Consider the following 23,295-nt stretch of genomic DNA (forward strand, 5'->3'; position numbering starts at 1 on the left):
CCGAATTATTCATCAATTTTGATAAATAAAAAAGTCAAAAGGTTTTGATTTAGTTTAAACTTGCGGTCTATTTCGATAATCTTATCCGGTTCGGCATGGATATTGAACAATACATAGCGCCCCTTTGTCTTTTTTTTGATTTCATACGTTAATTCACGGTCTCCGAATGGGTCTTCGGAATCAATTTGGACGTTGAAGTCCCCCAGAACGGATCGGGCTTCTTCAATCCCCTGTTTGAACTGTGCTTCCTCAATAGGAAAGACAGTCATCAACTCATACTTTCTCATGTGCCCTCCTGATGGCCATTAGCCCCGTATTTACTACGGGATGGAGTTTATTTATCGGGCTTTAAACCCCGATATAGCGTTTACCTCATCTTAGATGAATAGCAATAAAACCCATTCATAGAGAGGTAAAGCATAGATTTCAGTATAGTATAAAAAGACTTGTTCAGTCAATGCTGCATTTCATAATTAAAGAATTAACCATCATCTGATGTTAAGCGTTATAATTTTAGTTTTGTTTGCGTATTTCCTTAATCCGCTCCCAATAAAAGTCAAGTTCATCGGCTTTAAGGAGCGGTTCAGGCGGTGGCCGTTTGAGACTATTATGCCGTTTTATCTCTCCCTGCAAGTCTGAAATTGATGATCGGATTAAAAAAGGCTCGCCAAATGCAAAGGCGGTATCCGTTTCACTATAATATAACGGGAGCGATTGTACCTTCGGATATTTTTGATTCGGATACACATCCCCAATTGCATAAGTTCCCGGTCCGCCCCCCTGTGGTATAAGCGTCAGCTGGCGCATACCATTTTTGCCATTGCTGATCGATACGGCGCCTTTTTCATAGTTTTTAAGCCTAGACCCGTTATCGGTTACGCAGCTGTATATGGCATCATATTGCCGGATAAACTTTGGTACGGTTACTTGTAATCCGTCATCGAATGCAAACCCTGCATATTTTTCTTTGTACTCAAAATCGCCTATCCAATAGCGAAATTTGATATACTGTGTCCCATTGAAGAAAAAGGCATCAAAAAAAGCAGGAGCCTCTTGCTGATATATCAAGATGCCGTTTCGGAACCCCTGTTCAACCCAAAAACCATCCAAAATCGCTGTTTCCGGTGTAAGTACCGGTTGCAAATGGGCATCCATTTCTGCAGACACAGAAGAAGAGAGGCTTTCTCGTCTATCGGTAACAAGATTATAAGGTCTCTTTTTATAAAATGAGGAAAATAATCCGTTATCATACACCCATACGCTTGTTGTTATCGGAGTTCTGAATCCCTGGTAACGGATATTCAGTGAATAAATATTCCTTCGATCTTCTTGTTTTACCTTGACGGGGTAGCTACCCATATCCTCATACACAAAGCGATAATGAGTCTTGAGAACTATCCGCAATGTATCTTCTGCAGCTTCGTCTGCCTTCCCGATATATTCAATAAAACGTTCCGAATTTTCCCAAATACCGGCAAGCGGCTGAGCAGGGCAGGGGAGCGAAAGAATAAAAAATAAAATGATATAAAGGTATTTAATATATCTCACAGCAACGATAGTATATCATATAGCTTGTATTTTGTTTAGCCGTCATCATAACTAATAAAACTCTTTAATGCCCTCATACTGAACACTTTAATAGCACTTTAAGAATTATCCTAGACATAACCTCATTTATATAGTAAATTGAGGAAATTTAATAAAGTTGCTGTACTTAGAATACGACAGTGTCAAGAATTAAAGGATTAATTAATTGTGAAAATTAAAGGTATAGCGTCCATTATTATACTATTTGCGCTAAGTCTTTATACCATGTCTTGTACAAAGGTCGAGCAATTGTATGTTTCAAATGGTATTTATGATATTTCGGATATTGATAAAGATATAGTTTATTCGTTAAAAGGTTCATGGGCATATGCGGAAAAAGAGTTTGTTTCTCCGATTATGCCGCTTGAGATATATACACATTTTCAGCCGATCGAATTCGGCTGGACAACATATACACCTCCACAACCGGTACAAGGATATGCTTCGTATGCAGTAAGAATCCGCGGTTTTGAGCCTCAAAAGGTATATGCGATCCATTTTACTCGTACATCGTCAGCTTTTACGGTATATCTGAATGGTAACCTATTCTATACATCGGGGACGCCCGGAAAAAATTTTAAAGAAGAAATATTTGATTGGCACGCTGATACGGTTATCTTGCCGCTTAATAATGAAACCGAAGCAACCATTGTTGTTCATTTATCGAATTTTCATGATAGAAATCCGGGGGTGGAAACACCTTTTCTTTTTGGCCTTTATTCAACATTACAAACAAAAATAGTATTGGATAAGCTTGTTTCCTCCGGCATATTTTCTATCTTATTCAGTATGGCTACTTTCTTTATTTCTTTATTTCTGTTTTATAGGAGAGAAACCACTGCAGGCCTCTTTGGATTGCTTTGCTATAGCTTTGCCATTAGGACACTTTGTTACAATGACTTTTTGTTAAGAGATTTCTTTCCGAACGTATCGACGAATATTATGTATCGACTCGGATACTTCACCTTTCCGTTTTGTGCTGTATTTACATTTCTCTTTATTCTTAATCTGTTCATCAAAAAACCGCCAAAAGTTTTTTATTTTTTAACTATTCCATTGATCTTGTATGGTTTAATAACACTCATCACTCCAATACCGGTATTCGTCGGAATATTACTTATTGTACAACTTTATATCTTATTTCTTTCGGTGATTGCATGTATAGTGGTTGCTTATGCATTAATTAAACGAAAACCATTTGCGTTAACATTTTTAATTTCATTTTTATTATTCATCAGCGCAGCAATATTTGACGGTTTAATTTCGAACGGTCTTATTAATGCCCCGTTTATTTCTCATTTTGGAGTATTACTGCTGATGATTCCGATGGCATTTATTGTCATTCGGCATTTTTCTGCAGCTTTTAAGACACAAGAGCAGATGATCGAATCGATCCAAAAGACAAATATATCTTTTCAACGATTCTTTCCAAATGAATTTTTACAATTTTTGAATAAGAAAAATGTTACGGATATTTCACTTGGTGATAATATTCATAAAAATATGTTTATTGCCTTTATCCATCTTGGTATTAAAGCAAAACTTTCATCAAGCAGTGCGCGTGAAGAACTGTTGATTTTATATAATACCGTTATCCAAGCAGCTAATCCTATTATTAAAAAATATAACGGATTCATTGATAAGTATTTAACAGATGGATTAATGGTTCTTTTTTACGGCACTGCAGAAGACACGGTGGATTGTATTATTGAGATTACACAGCTCATTAAAAAAATTAATATACATAGGCAGGAGCAATCCTTACCGCCGCTTCACATCTCTTCAGGAATTCATTATGGGAAATTAATGATGGGGACTATCGGGGAACCGGAGCGAATGGATACAACAGTTATTTCCGATGTGGTGAATATTTCTTCTCGAATGTATAGTTATGCGACTGAAAAGAATGTTAATATCATTATCAGTGAAACCGTTAGAGAACAGCTTCTTGAAAGTTATTGGCGTACACATACCTGCTTTTATTACGGAAAAATAAAATTCCACGGTAAAAGAAATTTAATAAATGTTTATGAGGTCAATTTACTATGAAAAAGATACTTGTAGGCGCTTTTCCTTTTTTTTGTATGATCCTTATGATAACATTTATTAGTAGAGAGAAACCAATACAGAATCTTCGAGAATATACAGTAACGGTACAGCATGGGCTGTTAACATTGCCAGTGCATAATGATCAAGATGTGTTTAGTATTAGAGGCCAATGGTATTTTACTCCTAATCAGTTCTATTATTTTAAAGATAATACGCGGCCGTTATATGCACCGTTACCAGGTAGGCTCAGCGAAACCGCGCTGAAAACCGACTTTGGTTATGCCTCATACGGATTACGTATTGTCGGGCTTAACCCTAATAAGGTATATGCGCTTCAATTGAGTCATATTCTCTCAAGTTGTACCATTGTTATTAACGGTATTGATAGGGCAGGGCAAGGGCAACCCGGTGTATCTGCGCGGACGGAGATACCGGGGAAAACGATCAGCATTGCAACTTTCAAGCCACTAAAGAACGGTACTGCCGATATTATCATAAATATATCTAATTTTCATAATCGATATGGGGGAACAGATCAATCAATTATCCTTGGTTCCGCTGAAATGTTAAATCGATCTTTTGTATTCAATCTTTTATTTTATAATATTGCATCTACCGTACTGTTGCTGTTTAGTATCTTTTTTATCATACTGCACTTAAATTATAAAAAAATACCCTATATATTATGGTTTGCATTTGCTGCTATAACGATTAGTATTCGAATTAGTGTATTCTATCCGCATATTCTTGCTTATATTTGGCCTGCAATTCCATGGAAGTTGTATTTTATTTTGCGTTATTCTTCCATGCCATTAACGGCATTGTTTTTCACAATATTTATTAATAAGATTTTAAATATCCGGTATACATCTGTTTATCGAAGTATTATTGTAATTTGCCTATTATCAACTACCTTTATTGTTATTGCACCAACGCTTCTCGTATCCCGTTATTTATATATGCAACAGGCACTTGTATTTATTGCTGCCATTTACGACGCGGTAATCATTATTCGTGCACTGGTTAAAAGGGAGAAGTCTGCAATATGGATTGCTATTGTATTATGTATACTTGCCGGCTTTGCGCTGTATGATACACTGGTAAGCCAATGGATTGTTTCGGGTAAATTACTCTTGCAAGAAGGCGCAATGGTCGCAATTATTATTGCCGTCATTATGAGCATCGACGGATATGCAGAAGCAATACACCAGATTGAACAGCTGGTAGAGGAACTGAAAAGGATCCAAACAGCATTGCGTCGTTTTTTCCCTAATCAATTATTGATGTTTCTTCAGAAAACCAGTATTACTGAGATAAATACCGGAGATTTCTCGGAATTGTCGATGACTGTTCTTTCAATTGATATCCGATCTTTTACCAGTATATCGGAACAACTGAGTCCTGACGAAGTTTTTATATTGCTTAATAACTATTTTGCTTTGGTAGCTCCTATTATCCGGCAGTACGGCGGGGTGATTATGAAGTTCCTTGGTGACGGTTTTACTGCATTGTTTCCCGAAAATTCCGATACAGCAGTATTATGCGGAATTGAAATCCAGAAGAAATTACAGGAAAAGTGTATACAGCTAAAGAATCTCCAATCTATTAAAATTAGGGCAGGTATCGGGATTGATACAGGGAGAATACTCTTAGGTGTCATCGGAAATGATAGCCGATTAGACAGCGTTGTTATTTCAAATACTTGTTATACAGCAGAAGAATTGCAAGCCGCGACAAAGATATATTCCAATACAATTATTATTTCTGAATCGATTTTCCGATCACTTAAGCGACCAGAAGATTTTCACATACGGTGTATTCAAGAATCGCCGATTATCGGAGAAGCGGAGCAAAGCGTACTTTATGAAGTTTACGATTGTGATATGCCTGATATACAAAATAAAAAACGACAGACAGCATCCCGTATTGAAAAAGCGCTTAAATCCATCAAAGAAAGAGATTACGCCCGAGCCCAAACATATCTTACACAATCGCTGGAAATATTTTCTGATGATCCGTTAGCACTCTATTATCAAAGATTGATAATAGGGATGTTGTCGGATAATTCTTAGAGTATTGACATAACGACTTTATGCTTTAAGATAAACATTTTAGTAGACAGAACGCTCATTATTGATAGCATATTTCAGCTATTCATTATATAACGTTTTATAGAGATTTGTCTAGTAGTCGTTTTTCGATCGCATCAATGCTACTGTCAGGAGTTGAAGCGCCGGCAGCAAGACCGATTGTTCCGTACTGATACACATCCTGAGGAATATCATCGGCGGATTCGGCAAGCCATGCAGGTTTACTGCTGTCGATGGCAGTTTGCAAAAGACGGCGGGTATTGGCGGAATTACCGCCGCCGATAACGAGTATTGCATCAACTTCTTCTACGAGCTCCATGAGCGCCTCCTGCCGTTCGTCGGTCGCCGGACAAATAGTTTCCAAAACGGTAAGGTTTGGAATTTTACTATTAAGGATTTTGGCAATTGCGCGGTATTCTTCCCGTTTAATGGTGGTTTGGGCAATCAGAACGGTAGGCGCTCCATCATATTGCAGTTTTTCCGCTTCTGCAGCCATCTGCACGGTAATACACTTACCATTTGGAACTGACAAAGCATATCCTTTAATTCCGATTAGTTCTCCATGGTTTTTATCCCCGGCGAGGATAACCGTATAACCTTTTTTTGAATACTGTGCAGCCCTCAGTTGGCTTGCAATGACACGCGGGCAGGTTGCATCGATAATGATTGCGCCACAGTCTATCAATTCTTGCCGTTTTTTCGGAGCGATACCGTGTGCTCTGATAATAATCGGTGAGTCGGGAGTAATCTGAGATTTCAGCTCCTCATCGGGGTTTACGATACGCACCCCCTTCGCTTCTAAAAGCCGTATCGTTACCGGATTGTGAATGAGTGGGCCATACGTATAAACCGTTTTGTCAGGATACTTGGCAAGAGCGCGATATACCGCCTCAACCGCCCTTCGTACTCCCATACAGTAACCAAGTACTTTTGCACGCTTCACCTGTCGATGCTGTTCTTGCAGATGCGGTATATCGTCGAGCTTTATCATTTTACACCTTTTTTACCATAATACCGTTAATTAAAATCTGTAACGATTTCTCTCACAGCTGCAACGAACTGTTCCAAATCACTTTTTTCCGTGCCGTGTCCGATGGAAATACGTATAGCATTTTGTGCGATTTCGGGACTAACGGAAAGAGCTGCCAGTATCGGCCGAACTTTTGTCTTTGAAGAACATGCTGAACCGGCCGATACAAAGATATCGCGATCGGAAAGGCATCGTGTCATGATTTCTGCCGGAACATTCTTAAAGCTCACTTGTATAATCCACGGTGAAAATGCATGGGCACACTTGATGTTATCCGGTACTGCGGCATTCGATATTTCGACTGGTATTCTTGCGGAAGGGATAATCGAACATTCGGGGATTCGGCACAACGCTTCGATGAGGAATCGAGACAACTCCCCTGCCCGCTCAAATTTTTGCTGAAAATCCGTATATGTTTTTTCAAGACAGCGGGCAAGCGCACAAGCACCGGCAAGGTTTTCCGTCCCGGGTCGAATGTTGCGCTCCTGCGAGCCACCTCGGATACCGGAGTTTAAGGGCTGTTTTAAATATAATAATCCGATACCGCGCGGTCCACCAATCTTATGGGCGCTCATCGAAGCAGAATGCACATCGGCAAGTCCAAGCTCCGCGACCGGTAATTTTCCGATCGATTGTACCATATCAACATGGAAATGAACGGGTCTTTTTCCGGCTGTATGTGCTTTGAGAGCTTGTGCAATATCTCGAACCGGCTGCACAGATCCAATCTCGTTGTTAACGCCCATAATTGCAACCAACACGGTATCTTCCCGCAGGGTATGCAATACTGCATCGGGGGTAATGCAGCCGCTCTTATCGGAAGGAGCTTTTAAAATCGTCCAGCCGCAATGCTCCAATACGGCGGCTTGTTCTCGTACCGACGGGTGTTCGATATTGCTGATAATCAGACTGCCGGTTGCCGGACGGGTTAATAATGAAAGGAGTACGAGACTGTTTGATTCGGAAGCGCCGGAGGTAAAATAAAGCGTTTCTGCGGGAACACCGAGCACTGCGGCGCAGCGGCTGCGGGCTTTTTCCAGCATATTCCGTGCCTCTTTTCCGAAGCGGTGCTGTGCTGAAGGATTTGCGAACACTGCTGTCGCCTCACGATAAGCAGCTTCAATCTCATCGGTGTAGGGTATCGCCGATGCCGCCCAATCCAGATAAATCATATCAGTACCTCCCGTATTATAGAAGTATCGACTTCACGTACCTGTGTTTTGAGAATATTCTCTTGAAGAACAAGTCGAATCATCCCACCTCGGTTCTTTTTATCTTTTTTCATGCGCGCAATAATAGCGTCCGCAAAAGAATCTGTATTAGATAGTATACTAAAGTAGACAGGTGTTGTACACCAGCCGTAACAGCTAAGAATTGACGTGAGGGAGTGGGCGTAGTTTTTATCGGTAAGCTGTAGACGAAGTCCTACCGCTAAAGCGCGAGACATACCCCATGCGACGGCATCTCCATGTGGTATGGAAAAATGAGCTAAACTTTCAAGAGCATGGGCGAAGGTGTGTCCGAAATTTAAGAAAGCGCGTTCTCCTTGTTCGGTAAAGTCCCGCTCGACAACTTGCGCCTTAGCCTCCGCAGCGCGGCGTATCATCGTAGAGATACAGGTCTCATCTCTACCGATAATTTCATCATGCTGTGTTAAAAACATCTGATACAGTTCAGTATCGTAGAGAACGGCTGTTTTCAGTATTTCCGCAAGCCCCGAACGGTATTCGGCCTCGGGCAAGGAACGGAGCACCGGAAAACAGAGGTGAATCGATGAAGCGGCGTAAAATGTACCGATAAGATTTTTATAACCGGAAAGATTCACTGCTGTTTTTCCGCCGATGCTTGCATCCGCCATCGCGAGTACGGTTGTCGGCACCAGAATACACTGTATGCCGCGCATATAGAGCGAAGCGGCAAGGGCGGTTATGTCGCATACTACGCCGCCGCCGAATGCGATAAAACAGGCATGCCGGTCAAGTTCGTATTCTGCAGCTTTCTCGGCAATAAGAGTAAGGGAGTCTAAGTTTTTTGCTTCATCCCCTGCCGGTAGTACTACCAGCGGTACTTGCATGGAAAAATATTCAGCTTGTCGTAAGAGCGGGAGCGTATGCTCGTCGCATACATACAATGCGTCTACCCTCCCCTTTTTTTCCGAAAGTTGAGGGAGCCGGATGGTATCTGAGTACCATACCTGTGTAGTGCCGTGCGGCGTAGAAAATGAAAATGATTGCGGTAATGATTTCATAGGCGTCTGTTGTAGCCGACAAATTTAATCGGCGCGTACTGCTGTTGCAGTGGGTGTCGTTCGCGATATTTTTCTATTTTTTATTTTTAAAAAGAGCATTTTTTCAGTTTCGTAATTCGGATTTAAATCGGTTTTCCAATAAAAAAACATTCGTACGCCACGTATCATCTGTTCAACGGCTTCCGTCTCCCTTTTGCAGATGCCGTAAACGGGAATAACAATGAGACCCGGCACCTCATTTGCTTCCATTGTAAACTGAATCTTTCCTTCGGGGTCTTCGAGCTGTATCCATGAAACCTTATTAAATACATCGGTAGTGATACTGCGCTCTTTTTTTTGATTTTCTTCGCAATCATACAGTGATAGGGAAGGCATGACGGAATCAGTTTCTTCTAATGCAATATCGATTTCAACAATAAAATAAGCGGAAAGATTAAAAGGGCTATCGTTCTTTAAAATGTATTGAACCTGCGTTCCTTCGGAAAAAAAAGTATATTGCTTACGCAGTGAAACCGGCTGTTCAATGCCGGCATCAAATAAACTTGCAGTAGACAGCTTCAGCTCAGAACGGATTGTATTAATTTCGGTTTCCTGATATGTATTATCGGAAAACACAGCTGTAAGCGCTTCGAGTTGTCCGTTTTTAAGACGCTGTAAAGCTGCTTCCGATAAAAGGTAGTCGATAAACATCCCTGAATGCTCCAACGGCATATCGGAATAGTTTTTATAGGCTGAAAACACGTCACATTCAAAAATCTTTCCGCCGTGATGATGCACATACATATTTAGAGGAGAACGTTGCGATAGGACTTCTTTAAAACCGTCCATATCGATATCATAGCGGGTGAGACCTTCGGTAAATATGCCCGGAAGCCGCGTTTGCTTTTCGGCAACAAGCAGTTTTCGGTAGGCAATTCGGCGTAATTCGTTATGGTATTCGGAAATACAAGGTTCCAGCGCGAAAAGCTCTGCATTTTGCGCTTTCCATAGTTCTTGTAAGGCATATTTTTTACGCGCCTTATCGCCTTTCATACCGTTTGCCAACATATTCACATACATCATTTTGGAATAAATTTTAAAGGCATCACGCTGTATCGTAATGGCGTGTTTTGTTGCATGTCCCGTCGGGGTATCACAGAGAATCGTATTTGGCGCAATGTACATGGGTGGGTGAGGTTGCCGCCGTTTCATCAATTCAGCCGTATGGGTAAGCCGTATGACCGATTCAGGTTGATTACACAGCTCCACAAAGGAAGAAAACCAGTTTAGCCCGTCTTTATTTTTTTCAAGGCATTTTATATAGGCTTTAACCGGTAGGAAAAGAAGATACATAGATTCGTCGGTAGAGGAGGCTGTAGCCGCTAATTTATCATAAAATTCTTGCGGTGTACGGTTTATGAAATCAGGATCATCGGGAATATACGGAAATACGGTTATTGTTTTTCCTTTATCTTCAACAATTGTAGGAGAAAAATAAGTATTTTGACTATTCTGTTCTCTATTTTGAGGAAACAGACGATAATCGAGAAGACAATATTCCATACCGCACCGAATAAACGGAGTAATTAATGACGGTGTCCATGCGGAAGCGGTTAAAAAAAGACCTCGAGGCCGTTTTCCGAAATGGGTACGGATAGCAGCAGTCATCATTTCAATTTGACCGATGACATCGGAAGCGGGTAATAAAGACAGATAAGGCTGATAATACCCTCCGCCCAGAAGCTCAATTTGTTTACGGGAAAGCATACTGTTGAGCAACATCGTATAGGCTTGACGCTTCCCTTTTTGCCATTCTAAAAAGCTGCCCGTTGCAAAAATTGTCAGAGGCAGCTTTTCCTCAGCTTGAATACCGGAAAAAAAAGTTTTATACAGCGAAGCATTATCATTTTTATCAATTTGCTGTAAATAGGAGATAGAGAGCTGTACACAAAAGCATAAATGCACATTTTTTTTTGAGGTATCCACGGGAATCATCCTTACTAAAACAATAGTTATTGTATACTATTTTCAGTAATTATGGAAGTATAAAATTCCGTTACATTTTTAGATATTGGTATCTCTAAAAACTCGATGAGCTTTTAGAGATACACGATAAGTATTTTGAATGTCACTGATTATTGCTGAGGAGTGGATGAATCCGAGCTATCAGCAGCACTAGACATGCCCGCTTTGTAAAGTTGCTCTTGCTCACCGGACATATCTGATGAAATAGGTATAATTTTCGATGTTTCGGAGATGGGCTGTTGCGGTAACTGAGACTCTGCCTTAATGATATCGTCAAACTCCTGTTTATCGATCGTTTCTTTTTCAAGCAAACGCTGAGCAATATACTCAAGCAGCGTCTTTTTTTCTTTTAATCGATTTACAACTACGGTATACCGCTCTTCCATAACGCGGGCAATTTCTTCATCGATATATTGCTGTGTAGTTTCAGAGTATTCACGTACCAGCTGAGGATCGCCTGCGCCGTATCCGCTACCCCGCTTTGAAAGAGCAACGTTTTTAAACCGATCACTCATACCGTAATCGGTTATCATACTGCGGATAATATCAGTAGCACGCGACAGATCGCTTGAGGCGCCGGTTGAGACAACCCCAAACTGTACAAATTCGGCAGCCCGTCCGCCAAGGAGACAGTCAACCTCTGCAAGCAGTTCCTTTTCAGTACTCAGGAAACGATCTTCTTCGGGGATGTTCAAGGTATAGCCAAGTGCTGCGATACCACGCGGTATAATGGAAACCTTATGTACCTTATCTGCTCCGTCAGTAAAAGCAGCGGTTATAGCGTGTCCGGTTTCGTGGTAAGCAACAATTTGACGTTCTTTTTCTTTAATCACCCTACTCTTTTTTTGTAAACCGGCAATAGCCTTTTCTACTGCCTCATTGAGATCTTCCGCGGCAACTTCTTTACGGCCGCCACGTACTGCGAGCAAAGCCGCCTCGTTAATCACATTTGCAAGATCAGCGCCGGAAAAGCCGCTTGTAATCCGTGCCGTATCACTAAGATCAATTCCGCTTGCAAGTTTAACATTCTTTGCATGTATCTTGAGTATCTGTTCTCGCCCTTTCATATCGGGGCGATCCACTGCTACCTGCCGGTCAAACCGTCCGGGACGAAGCAACGCAGGGTCAAGAACATCAGGCCGGTTAGTTGCCGCCAGCAAAATAAGCCCTGTACTATTATCGAATCCGTCCATCTCTACGAGCAGCTGGTTGAGCGTTTGCTCCCGCTCGTCGTTTGAATGAATGGAATTTAAACGGGACTTACCGATGGCATCAAGCTCATCGATAAAAATGATACAGGGAGCTTTTTCCCGCGCTTGTTTAAAGAGATCACGTACACGGGAGGCACCGACACCGACAAACATCTCTACAAAGTCTGAGCCGCTAATCCGAAAGAATGGAACCCCCGATTCCCCTGCAACGGCACGTGCAAGCAGGGTTTTACCGGTTCCGGGCGGGCCGACCAGTAAAACACCGCGCGGAATCTTACCGCCTATTTCGGTATATTTTTGAGGGTATTTTAAAAAGTCTACAACTTCAACCAGTTCTTCTTTTGCCTCGTCAACACCCGCGACATCACTGAAACGAGTGGTAACTTTTCCTTCCTCAACGGCCGCCGACCGAGCCTGCCCGCCGGAAAAAATACTGCCGCCGAGACCGCCGAGATTCGAGGTAAAGCGCTTCATAACAAAATGCCAAAGAAGGAAGATAAAACCGAATGGCAGTATCCATTGTACCAAAAAGTCAACGAGAAAGTTATTTTCTTTAGGACGTACTAAATAAATGACATTGTGTTCATCCAGCAGTTGTAAAAAAGATTCCGAATATATTCCGACCGTTTGATAGGCATCTCCCGCATCCGCAGATAAAAACGGCAACTTGTTTCGTGTTTGTTCACTACTCGCTTGCGTTTTCGTTTGTCCGATAAAATATGTCGGCCCCATAATGACTTTAACGATTTCGCCTGACGCAACACGATCTTTAAACTCCGAAAAAGGAATAATATTCGCATCTTGCTTCATCAAGAACTGGTTTACAATCAGTAGAATTATAAACACGCCCGCAATAATCGCGATAAAAGGTAATCGAGGTTTCTTTTGATCCTTATTATTATTGTTATTGGACGGTTCGGGGCTCAATTTGAAAAAATTAAAGGGATCTTGTTCGTTCGGATCCTTTTTGTTCTTATCATCATTCTGATTCATAACTGCCATTGCCTCATCTTTTACTCTAGGATTCCGCTCAAAACTCCGGTGAAGGTAGTGGGGTTCCCTATTTATAAGGCATAACATACTCAAAAAAAACAATATAGACAAGCCGGCTATTCGAAAAGTCATAGCAACCGATCAAATTTTTTGCAATATACGTTCATAGAATAATGAAGGTTGTAGACATTTTATAATTGACGATACCGGTAATAGATGATAGAATTGCCCCCATGAAAACGGTTTCTGCCGCAACGGTGTTCCTTGCTATAAGCATAGTATGCAGCTTATTTTTTGTAATAAGAGCTATAAAGAATAGAAAAAGTATACAATCGACACAGTTATATAATATTATATTGGCAGTAATTATGCTCTTGTCTATAGCAGCGGCCGGCTTTTTCAGATATATTTCCTTCCCGTTCGCTTCGTTAGCACTCGGTGCCCTCTGTTTTATCCTATTAGTAGTTATTGCGTCAAACGATGCAGTCTATCGCCGGGAATATATGGCTCTCAAAACACAAATGGAGTTGGTACAAGAAGAGCTGATTAAGGCGCAACGCCCCGATGAAACCGCTATGAGAGCTAAAGAGTTGCTGCCTGTCGGTAATACCTTCTTAATAAAAGCTGCCGAAGCGATACGGCAACAAACCGATACGGCTGGCATCCTCGGTTTTATCAATAAAATTATGATCGAACAGCTCTTTGCGGATGGAGGTGTTATCCTTACCATCGGCGAATTTGAAGACGTGCTTAGTGTTAAGGCGTATAGTGGAACTTATCCGCCGCCGTATAAGTTGCCTGATGATGTACCGCACCAACAAGATCAAGTTGCTACTAATTTTAGATATGCGGAGTTCCCACTTAATAATTCATTTTTTGGTGAAGTAGCCCGTTCAGCACAATCGATCCTAATTCCACACGCACAAGAAGATAGCAGAATTGTTATCAATGGAGAAGAGCCGTTTCTCATGCCTGGATCATTACTTACCCTTCCAATGGTATATCGGGATACGGTCGAAGGATTGATTTCTTTGTCAAGAAGTGCCAATCATGCACCGTTTACCGAGTCAGACCTACAGATCGGTGAAATATTGGCCAGCTATGCAACGGCAGCGCTTAAATTGATATACGATTTGCAAGACGAGACGGAATTAAACACAATTGAAAATGAAACCGATATTGCAAGTCGTATTCAGAAAATATTACTGCCTAAAAAGCTTATCGATACTACCGATTTGAATTTTTCCGTACTTTTTAATCAAGCACGAGGCGTTTGCAGTGATTATTATGATATCATCCAGAGTCAGAGGGATCGACTTTTCTGTATTATTGCCGATGTCGCCGGGAAAAGCATTCACGCCTGTATCGTTATGGTAATGATTCGCTCATTGCTTTATCTTATCACCAATACGGCTCAGAATACTCAGAATATCCTCGATATTTTAAATAAGGGTATTACCGGGAAAATATCGATTGACCACTATGCAAGTATATCGTTATTGACGTATATTCCTGCAGAGAAAAGCATTGAATATGTAAATGCCGGAACGCAGTCTCTTCTCTTGTGGAAAGCTTTGACAAAGAAATTAATCCGGCTTGAACAAAAATCGGATCCTATCGGTGTGGATAGTAAGTCAGTTTATACCTGCAAAAAGATTCCGGTTGAAAAAGGAGATATCGCCGTTTTATTTACCGACGGTGTTATAGAAACGCTCAATGGACGTGGAGAACCGTTCGGATTAAAAGCTCTTGCTGAGATTTTGGTTGCGAACGCTTCATTATCTGCAAAGGCAATTACCGAGAAAATTAACAAGCAAATAAGGACTTTTATCGGGAAAACAGCACCTCATGATGATCAGACGGTGATGATTATTAAAGTAAAATAGAGTTAAGGAGGACAGAGTATGGAACTGAAAATCCGAAAAAATAAGGATGTATACATTATCGATGTAAGCGGCGAGATGGATTTATACAATTCGTATAAACTGAAGGAATTAATTGCAAAGATGCTTGAACGTCAGATTCAATGCATTGTACTCAATCTTGAAGAAGTGGAATATATCGATTCTTCCGGTATCGGAGCGTTGATTTATATCTGTTCAACCTTAAAAAAGAAAAACTTAAAGTTATACATTACTAATATTCATGGTTCGGTAAAGAAAGTCATCGAATTAACAAAACTGATGGGCTTTTTCCCAATTACCAATAGCCTGGAAGAGGCTCTACAAAAATTAGCCGATAGTCAATAGGAGAACGTTACAATATGATCAAAGAATTACGCGTTGACGGAAAAGACCCGTTATTTGATAAGACCGGTATGCTGTATAAAGAATTCCCTTCGGATTTCCGACAAATTCGCTATTTTACCCTTTTGATTGTTCAGTCAGCTCCGTTGGAAATCAAAGGAATTAACCTACTTGAGCAGCAAATCAGTGAGATCATCAAAAATGCTGTAAAGCATGGAAATAAATGTGATCCTAAAAAGAAAGTAAAGGTATGGTATGAATTCAGCCCCGAACACGCACACCTCATCGTCGAAGATGAAGGCTCCGGCTTCAAAGATATAGAGAAATGGAATGAATTTAACCGGAAACGGCTTGAATGCCTCCATAAGCAGGATTTTACCAATCTTGGTGATTATGTTTCTTTTAGAACGGCTCAGAGCGATGATAATGACGGCGGAAACGCGTTGTTTGCAGCACTGGAGTATTGGAACGGCGGTTTTGTATTCGGCGATAAGCGTAATTCGATCGCGATGCTGAAGCAATACCCTAAAAAACGCCACGGTATTGCAATAGAATAGTGCAGTATTGAAAAGCCTGTTTACCAGGGGCTGTCCAAAAACTGAAAGCCTATCGGCTTTTCCTGTAAGGAAATGATTTGTCATATCCGCTAAAGCGAATTGCGTAACAGTTTTTGGACAGTTTCCTTAGATTTAGATGCGATGTTGCGATCAAAACGGTACATCCTTGTACCGTTTTGATCTTCAAGTTTTCTTGCGAAAACTTGTTACTGTTAAAGCCACCGCCATCCTTGGCGGTTCTGATAGTCATTACTGTATAAAGACTTAATTTTAAACTCGCGGGGATGTCGAAAAAGTAACCGACTTTTGAGACATCCCCTTTTTCTAACAAACAAAAGATTGACGGCACATAAATTCTATGCTATCCTAAATCTATGTTAATAAAAGATATAATGCATGGGATTGCAGTGCCGTTTTATTCGTGCAACGGTTCGATTAAACAACAGACATACCAGCGTAAATTAATACTTCCTTCTATAATACCCCCCCCCCATCTTTTGGAAATATACAGTACATCTACTTCGTTGCTGCGCACAAATTAATCCTCAACGTATCAAAGATACGCCTGCGGTTAATTTGTGCTTGCGCCTCGTATCTGTACCGTCTATTTCCAAAAGAAATTTCAGCACGGATAGGGATGTATATTCGATGACGAGGTATTTGTACCGTTCAAAAGCGTTTATTCAAATAGTTCTTTTTCTCCTTTTATTTTCAGTTCGGCTTGCAGCGCAAGATGTGTCCAATGCACAAAACGAACAAAACACGTCGACTGCACAAGGTGAGCAAAGCGTACCGGTTGTGCAAGAATCGCACAGCGCCATACAAGATTCCGCTCAAGTCGCCGAGACGGCCGCATCTGATAGTTCGGATATTTCAGGACGTTGGTATACGAATTTCTTTGTTTCGGGAGGCTTGCAGACCTTTATTCCCGTTTCCCTTTTAAAAGAATACACACAAGCAAAACCCGGTTATAGGGCGGCGCTCGGCTACACCTTTTTCCGCTCCGGCAAGCACACCATGCCGGTGTATCTGGAAACCGGACACAGCGTTATCCTCGGGACGAACCCGCTGGTACGCAGTTTTGATGCTTTTCCGATAACCGTCAATGCCGCCTATGAATACTTCCCGATACGGTATCTTTCGCTCGGCGTGTTTGCCGGGATAGGGGCGGAGATACTGCATATTCGCCATTATCGGACGGCACTTGATCTATTAGCCGATAAACTGAATACACAATCGGGAGCGGAAGCAGTGTTCACAACCGGCATAACGGTCGGAACGGCAATACTGGAACGCAGCATCGAAGTGAAAGCTCAAGTTTCTATAGACCTTATGATGGAGCAGTCCCGTGTTATTCCGCTTCCTTCTTTTCAACTTGCAATGAGAGTGTATCCCGGCGCTGTTTATGCTTACACGAGAAAAAAACGGACAGCAGAGTACCAGGTGCAAGAATGTGCCAAGAGGATAGAAAGCCTTAAAACATCGATAGAAACAAAACAGGAAGCAGCGTTGGCAGTAGAGAAAGCGCCGCCGAAAGAGCCTGAAGGGAAAGAGGAAGTTGATATACCTGAAACAAAGCCGCTTGCACAGTTCAAGAGTATCTATGTGTATTTTGAACCTGAAAGCGCTGCGCTCGACGTAAACGCCAAAGGGGACATTAAAAAGGCTGCGGCAATCTTGAAAGAAAACGATGACCTTTTCATCCTGTTTGAAAGTTCTGCAGCGCCGTTCGGATCGCAAGACGAAAGGCTGCAGATTGAAACGGCGCGCATCAGGTCGGTTGCCGAATACCTCACACAAAAATGCGGCATCACGCATGATCGCATTATCTATAACGAACCGAAAGATAAAAACCTGCAAAGGGATAGCCGTAGCGGAGCAGACGAATATTACATCCAATACCGGTATGCAAAAATTCGCTTTGTTAGAATACAAAGCAATCCCGATGAAGGAGCAAACAGTTGGGCGATTCCGAACGCGCGATGAGCTTTTTAAAAGCCGCCGTATCAATAGAACGGATAGATAAAGGAGAAAAAAGATGAGAACGATGAAAAGTAGTATACGTTTGTATGCGCTTTTATGTGCCGCGCTATTGCCGGTAACGGTGTGTCTTTCATGCAATAAGCTGATAACCGATCTTATTCCCTCGGACGATCAAAAACTTATCAGCCTTGATTTGAGAAATGTTGAGCGGTATGTGTGCAGTACAAACACTGCTATTCGTGATCATAGCGTTACCGTAACCGTTCCCAAAGGAACCGATGTAACACGCCTTTTGCCCGAAGCGGTTGTATCTGCGCAGGCGACGCTCTTTCCGGTAACGCTGCGCTACTTACAGGAAGCCTTTCCCGCAACCGATGTACTGAAAATCGGCTCTGCCATCGGCAGCTTTGAAAACATCGAAGCGATAAACAAGTGGTTTTTCGAAATGTATGCGGAAAATCCCAACTTTACCATTCCGGAGCTGATTTTTCCTATTAACTTTTTAAGCCCCGTGCCTTTTGCCGTTATCGGCGGACAGGGGAAGATAGAACTGTATACCGTAAAAATCCTCTATGACGATGGCACCGATCCCGCTACCGGTACCCTGCCGCCGGGCGTTAATGCAGAAAAAAATATTCTTTCGTTTACGGTTGGGGAGCCGCAGATAGGCGAAAGCGTTATCGGAGAAAGCACGGTGGATTTTGAAGTAAAGGCGGGAACGGAAGTACGCGCGCTGACCGTAACGGCAACCGTTTCTCCGCACGCTGTTTTGATACCGCTTACCGAGTCCTACCTTGTGCCGCTTTTGCGGAGTTTGGGGATGGATCCGTTGAGCGTATTATCCGGTTACATTACTGCGCCGAATAAAGAAGCGTATTTACGCGCTCTTTTTGCACCGGTTAATCTTTCGAGTGTAACCGTTCCGCTTAATAAACCGATTGATTTTACCAACCCCGTGCAGTTTGCCGTACTGGGTAATGATAAGGATGTAAAGCTATACACGGCAACCTGCAAGCAGACGGTAACGGGAGCGGCGCTGAAAAACTTCGGCTTTTCAAAGATGAAAAACCCCGGTCCGGTAAAAGACGGAACGGTTCGTATAGACCATGCGGCAAAAACCGTAACGGCAGAGCTTTTTTATCCGGTTGAATACTCAAATACCGGCTATGACGCTTTTTCGCTGTATTGCGATGTTGCTTATGCCGGAGACGAAGTAGAAATAAAATATAGGGGCAGACGGTATGAGACGAACGATAAAATCCCCTTTACGCCGGAAAATCCGTCGGGGGCGCAGTATCATCTCGGTACAGCCGAAGCAAAGATTATCATCACCTTCGGGACGGAGCAGACGGAGTACCGCCTGTTTATCTCGTTTAAAGAAGACCCCGACACGGTTCGCAGCATTACCGACTTCCGTTTTACCAAAGACAAGAATAGCGAGCTGAAAACGCTTTCGATGGCGGCCATTGCAAACGACGGCCACGAAGGTACAATCACCGCAACGGTGCTGTACACGGGAAGCGCAAAGCCCGAAAGCCTTATCCCTACCTTTATTACTCCCGGTACGGTAACCGTAAACGGCGCCGCACAAACATCGGGTAGCAGCGCACAAGACTTTAGAAAGACGTTGACGTATCTGTGTACCTCGCGGAACGGACAATACACAAGGCGGTACACCGTTAAAATACGGTTTGTCTATGCGGAGCCTGCTCAATCGCTGTTAAAAACCTTCCGCTTCCCCGCAGGGGTCAACTCGCTGACTAAAGACTCTGAAGGCAGGATAGACCAAACGGCGCATACCGTGCACATCAGCGCCCACTATGCGGGAGAACGACCCAAAAAGCTGATCCCTGAATTTTCTGCAACGGGCGAGGTAACGGTGGACGGGCTTGCGCAGTCAAGCGGTTTTAGCGCGCAGGACTTTGAATACCCCGTCTACTATAAGGTAACCGACCCCGGCGATCCGTCTGCATACACAATCTACGCGGTAACGGTGCACTTTGAGTACTCGGCGGATTCGGGCTGCGAATTAACGGAGTTTAAGCTGTTGCAGCAGGATAACCCTTCGCTGACACAGGATGTAGACGCTGTTATCAGCGCTCATTCGGGTACTGTCTATGCACTTTTGCCGCGCGGGGCGGATGTTACCAATCTTATACCGCGCTTTACCGCACGAGGACGGGTAACGGTGGACGGCGTTGAACAGACCAGCGGAGAGACGGCAGCCGATTTTTCGTCGGTGGTAGAATACAAGGTAACGAGCGAAAACGGCCTTTATACCAAAACCTACCGCGTAACCTTACAGCAAGCGGGCGGCATTATCCATGTTGACCCGAAAGCGACGGGCAGGCACAACGGTTCGACATGGGAAGACGCCTTTACAAACCTTGAAGCCGCCTTACAAAAGGCGAACGAAATGCCTGACGGCGTAACCGCTGAAATATGGCTGAGTAAAGACTTTACAAGCCCCGCAGGAAAGCGGTACAGGCTAAAACGCACGCTGACCCTACGCGGCGGTTTTTTGGGCATTGAAACCGAAGCCGACCAGCGGAACAAGGATAATAAGACCGTATTTCTTTGCGAAAGAAATGACCTTGACGACATATTTTTCTCCGATACGGTAATACACGGAACGCTCACCTTTGACGGCATTGAGTTTAATAAGAACGGCTATATGTCGGTATACCCTATTTACTATATTAAATGGGACACCGCCGGAGAAAACGCCCTTGTTATCGAGAACTGTACTGTGCGCTGGGCTACGGATTTTAATACCAGCATCTCCTCCCGTTTGGCCTCGGTTACGATAAAAGATTCGGAGGCTTCTAGCGACATTAGACTACCGAAATGCAATACCGTTACGGTACAAAATGTAAACACCGGCAGCAAGGACTTGTCCGTAATATGCGATACCGCTGCCGTCGATAATTATATTGGCGATGACCTTTTCATTAATAAGGGCAACGGCATTGCTCCGGCGCAAAAAATAGTTATCAAAAACAGCCGCTGCGACCTCGAAATTTCCGCAAAGGACATTGACGTTAGCAATTCGACGATATACGGTAAGTACAAGGACTTTGATGTTATCAGTCTTTACCGACTATTAGGATACTACAACATGGAGCTGTATCCTGCAGCTTCTGCCTCCATTAAGATGAAAAACTGCGACTTCGGCAATATATCGATTAAGAACGACAAAAGCGAAGTGCTAAAATTAAAAAATGTCGATATTACCGCTGTAACCATAGCCGATCTCTCTGTATCCAGCGGAAAGGTAATAACCGAACGGCTTAGCTGCTCAAAGGAGTGGTATAACGACGACACGATAGGATCCTTACAGCTCCCTGCCTGTTCGGTAACAATAAAGAATTGTAACTGCAAGGATACCATCGATGTTTCCTGCAATGAAAAGGACTTTAAAGCTATTATGGAAGCCGTACCGGTACATACGGACATAGAGAACGTATCGGCAAAAACAATAAAATGCGGGTATATAACCGAAGCCTTACGAACCATCAAAAGGGAGTACAGCTGCCCTCCGTATGTATTCAAAACAAGCGACTGGAAAAAGATATATGTAGAACCGGTACCCTTTGCAAGCGGCGGCTCCCATACCCTAAAAGATGTTAAGGCGGAAAACCTATATGTATCTTCAGGCGATTCCATTACCTTAAAAGGCGGCAGCGGGTATCAGCCATTCCGGCTGGAAGGACAGTTAAAAGGCACCCTATCGTTCGTTATGCGATGGAATGAGGAGATCCAGACGGATGTAGTATATAATGCCTGTGATTTTTCTTCCGTTGTGTTGAATAACGAAACGACGCCGAACAGTAAAATCGACATAGACAATATCTATGTGCAAGGGGAGTGGTTCCGGGCACGGACGAATACCCTTTCCGTACGCAAAATACTACCCGCATGGTTGCAGCTGGGCTGCATAGAACTGCAAGGGCATAGCAGTGTAACCGTTACGGACTGCGACTTCCGTAACTTGGTGCCGTTTTACGCATACTACGACAAACGCCCGACCGAAATACGCCCCAGCTTCCTTGCCGTAGGCGGAACGGTCAGCTTGACGGGCTGCACCTTTGACGAGAGCTTTGTTCAAGTGGCTTCAGGCACGTGCTTCGACACCCACCTCAACAGTACGTTCAACTGCACGGCAGCGGTGTGGAAAAAGTAGGGGCAAAACTATTACGGTGTGGTCCGGGGATGTCGAAAAAGGAGCCGACTTTTAAGACATCCCCCGTCCGCCTGCCGCTTCTGTGGGTTCTTCATATCTGCAGTTAGAATATTAGAAAAAATATGATAACCTGCCGAATTTCTTAGCCATTTTGCCGTTGGTGGTATATATAGAGGGTATGGAGGCGTGAAAAATGCAGAAATTACCTACCACACCGATGAAGTTTACCGCTCGAAATGATTATGCGTTCAAAAAGCTTTTCGGTACCGAGGAAAATAAAGACATCATGATTGAATTTATTTCGTTAGTAACAGACTTAAGTCAGGATGATTTTGATGATGTCCGTATCGGTAATAATGAGCAGCTTCCGCGTTTTTATAACGATAAAACCGGACGGCTCGACATAAAAATCCGCTTAAACGATGGGCGAAAAATCGATGTGGAAATGCAGAACACGTACTTTGATTACTATCCCAAGCGGAGTATCTTTTACTGCTCAAAAATGATTCATGAACATTTTTTCAGCGGATTCCAGTATGCAGATTTAAAAAAATGTATTGCAATCAATGTACTGAATAGTCCTTTTAAATTAAGTCCTAAAGTACATTCGGTGTATCAGATACGGGAAAGTGAAGAACAAACGCTCTTGGATGAGTTATTGGAGATTCATTTTTTAGATTTAACAAAGCTGCCGAAAGAGAATTTGACAAGCGTAGAGAAATGGCTTATGTTTATCAAAACAGACAGTAAGGAGGAGAGGCGGATGTTAGCACAAGAAAATCCTGTAATGACAAAGGCGAATAACGTGATGGATATCTTTTATCTGGATGAGCAGGAGCGGAGACGGTATGAAGCAGCATGGGAATATGAAAGCGACCGGCTGTCGATGATAAACGAGTCTGAACGGAAAGGTCTTGAACGAGGTAAATCGCTTGGTCTTGCTGAAGGCGAAGCACGCGGTTCCCGCCAAAAAGCGTTTGAAACGGCACGGCTGATGCTGCAACGCGATTATCCGGAGTCTGAAATTTGTCTGATGACCGGCCTCACCAAAGAAGAAGTAGAAGGCTTGTAAGGGTGTAACGGGATAATGTCACGGAAATCAATTTTTGAAAAT

15 protein-coding genes are annotated in these 23,295 nt (G+C 42.7%); 8 read left to right on the forward strand and 7 right to left on the reverse strand.

Features of this window, described 5'->3' with window-relative positions:
- Positions 1-5: 5 nt before the first annotated feature.
- Complete coding sequence (gene rpsF, locus E4N69_RS06475) at positions 6-287, reverse strand: 30S ribosomal protein S6 (RefSeq protein WP_162663555.1); 282 nt, start codon at positions 285-287, stop codon at positions 6-8.
- Positions 288-513: 226 nt separating this feature from the next.
- Positions 514-1,548 carry a hypothetical protein gene (locus tag E4N69_RS06480; RefSeq protein WP_253823307.1) on the reverse strand — a complete coding sequence of 345 codons (1,035 nt, stop codon included), beginning with the start codon at positions 1,546-1,548 and terminating at the stop codon, positions 514-516.
- Between the two features lie 207 nt (positions 1,549-1,755).
- On the opposite strand from E4N69_RS06480, the gene E4N69_RS06485 reads away from it, so the two are divergent.
- Both E4N69_RS06485 and E4N69_RS06490 read left to right on the forward strand, forming a co-directional pair.
- Complete coding sequence (locus tag E4N69_RS06485) at positions 1,756-3,636, forward strand: adenylate/guanylate cyclase domain-containing protein (protein ID WP_162663556.1); 1,881 nt, start codon at positions 1,756-1,758, stop codon at positions 3,634-3,636.
- Complete coding sequence (locus tag E4N69_RS06490; RefSeq protein ID WP_253823308.1) at positions 3,633-5,708, forward strand: adenylate/guanylate cyclase domain-containing protein; 2,076 nt, start codon at positions 3,633-3,635, stop codon at positions 5,706-5,708. The genes E4N69_RS06485 and E4N69_RS06490 overlap by 4 nt, the downstream gene beginning before the upstream one ends.
- Positions 5,709-5,805: 97 nt before the next feature.
- Here E4N69_RS06490 and ispH read toward each other — a convergent pair whose 3' ends face one another.
- The 5 genes from ispH to ftsH form a co-directional block, all read right to left on the reverse strand.
- Positions 5,806-6,717 (reverse strand): 4-hydroxy-3-methylbut-2-enyl diphosphate reductase, encoded by a 912-nt coding sequence (ispH, locus tag E4N69_RS06495; protein ID WP_253823309.1) that lies wholly within the window; start codon positions 6,715-6,717, stop codon positions 5,806-5,808.
- A gap of 26 nt (positions 6,718-6,743) precedes the next feature.
- Complete coding sequence (locus E4N69_RS06500) at positions 6,744-7,928, reverse strand: cysteine desulfurase family protein (RefSeq protein ID WP_253823310.1); 1,185 nt, start codon at positions 7,926-7,928, stop codon at positions 6,744-6,746.
- The gene (locus E4N69_RS06505) at positions 7,925-9,004 is read right to left on the reverse strand and encodes a 3-dehydroquinate synthase (protein ID WP_253823311.1); all 1,080 of its coding nucleotides are present in this window, start codon (positions 9,002-9,004) and stop codon (positions 7,925-7,927) included. The genes E4N69_RS06500 and E4N69_RS06505 overlap by 4 nt, the downstream gene beginning before the upstream one ends.
- A 24-nt stretch (positions 9,005-9,028) precedes the next feature.
- Positions 9,029-10,969 (reverse strand): alpha-amylase/4-alpha-glucanotransferase domain-containing protein, encoded by a 1,941-nt coding sequence (locus tag E4N69_RS06510; RefSeq protein WP_162663561.1) that lies wholly within the window; start codon positions 10,967-10,969, stop codon positions 9,029-9,031.
- A 149-nt stretch (positions 10,970-11,118) separates the two neighbouring features.
- Positions 11,119-13,212, reverse strand: coding sequence for an ATP-dependent zinc metalloprotease FtsH (gene ftsH, locus E4N69_RS06515; RefSeq protein ID WP_315450679.1), 2,094 nt, complete (start codon positions 13,210-13,212; stop codon positions 11,119-11,121).
- Between the two features lie 356 nt (positions 13,213-13,568).
- Here ftsH and E4N69_RS06520 point away from each other — a divergent pair, with 356 nt between their 5' ends.
- From E4N69_RS06520 to E4N69_RS06545, 6 genes are all read left to right on the forward strand, one after another.
- On the forward strand, positions 13,569-15,098 hold the full coding sequence (locus E4N69_RS06520; RefSeq protein WP_253823312.1) for a PP2C family protein-serine/threonine phosphatase: 1,530 nt from the start codon (positions 13,569-13,571) through the stop codon (positions 15,096-15,098).
- A gap of 18 nt (positions 15,099-15,116) precedes the next feature.
- Positions 15,117-15,461: an STAS domain-containing protein gene (locus E4N69_RS06525; protein ID WP_162663563.1), complete on the forward strand. Its 345-nt coding sequence runs from the start codon at positions 15,117-15,119 to the stop codon at positions 15,459-15,461.
- A gap of 14 nt (positions 15,462-15,475) precedes the next feature.
- A complete protein-coding gene (locus E4N69_RS06530) occupies positions 15,476-16,015 on the forward strand; it encodes an ATP-binding protein (protein ID WP_162663564.1) in 540 nt (179 codons plus the stop codon).
- A gap of 648 nt (positions 16,016-16,663) precedes the next feature.
- Positions 16,664-18,001 (forward strand): OmpA family protein, encoded by a 1,338-nt coding sequence (locus E4N69_RS06535; RefSeq protein WP_253823313.1) that lies wholly within the window; start codon positions 16,664-16,666, stop codon positions 17,999-18,001.
- Positions 18,002-18,053: 52 nt separating this feature from the next.
- Positions 18,054-22,181 carry a hypothetical protein gene (locus E4N69_RS06540; RefSeq protein WP_253823314.1) on the forward strand — a complete coding sequence of 1,376 codons (4,128 nt, stop codon included), beginning with the start codon at positions 18,054-18,056 and terminating at the stop codon, positions 22,179-22,181.
- Positions 22,182-22,374: 193 nt separating this feature from the next.
- Entirely contained in the window at positions 22,375-23,253 is an 879-nt protein-coding gene (locus E4N69_RS06545) for an Rpn family recombination-promoting nuclease/putative transposase (protein WP_253823315.1), read from the forward strand.
- Positions 23,254-23,295: the final 42 nt, after the last annotated feature.

It is taken from the genome of Treponema sp. OMZ 906, from assembly GCF_024181185.1.
GTDB lineage: Bacteria > Spirochaetota > Spirochaetia > Treponematales > Treponemataceae > Treponema.

What these genes read in the sequence shown, in the direction of transcription:
- E4N69_RS06530 (WP_162663564.1), top strand. Translation starts at nt 15,476, where the DNA reads ATGATCAAAGAATTACGCGTTGACGGAAAAGACCCGTTATTTGATAAG.
- ispH (WP_253823309.1), bottom strand. Translation starts at nt 6,717, where the DNA reads ATGATAAAGCTCGACGATATACCGCATCTGCAAGAACAGCATCGACAG.
- rpsF (WP_162663555.1), bottom strand. Translation starts at nt 287, where the DNA reads ATGAGAAAGTATGAGTTGATGACTGTCTTTCCTATTGAGGAAGCACAG.
- E4N69_RS06505 (WP_253823311.1), bottom strand. Translation starts at nt 9,004, where the DNA reads ATGAAATCATTACCGCAATCATTTTCATTTTCTACGCCGCACGGCACT.
- E4N69_RS06525 (WP_162663563.1), top strand. Translation starts at nt 15,117, where the DNA reads ATGGAACTGAAAATCCGAAAAAATAAGGATGTATACATTATCGATGTA.
- E4N69_RS06500 (WP_253823310.1), bottom strand. Translation starts at nt 7,928, where the DNA reads ATGATTTATCTGGATTGGGCGGCATCGGCGATACCCTACACCGATGAG.
- ftsH (WP_315450679.1), bottom strand. Translation starts at nt 13,212, where the DNA reads ATGAATCAGAATGATGATAAGAACAAAAAGGATCCGAACGAACAAGAT.
- E4N69_RS06490 (WP_253823308.1), top strand. Translation starts at nt 3,633, where the DNA reads ATGAAAAAGATACTTGTAGGCGCTTTTCCTTTTTTTTGTATGATCCTT.
- E4N69_RS06540 (WP_253823314.1), top strand. Translation starts at nt 18,054, where the DNA reads ATGAGAACGATGAAAAGTAGTATACGTTTGTATGCGCTTTTATGTGCC.
- E4N69_RS06535 (WP_253823313.1), top strand. Translation starts at nt 16,664, where the DNA reads ATGACGAGGTATTTGTACCGTTCAAAAGCGTTTATTCAAATAGTTCTT.
- E4N69_RS06545 (WP_253823315.1), top strand. Translation starts at nt 22,375, where the DNA reads ATGCAGAAATTACCTACCACACCGATGAAGTTTACCGCTCGAAATGAT.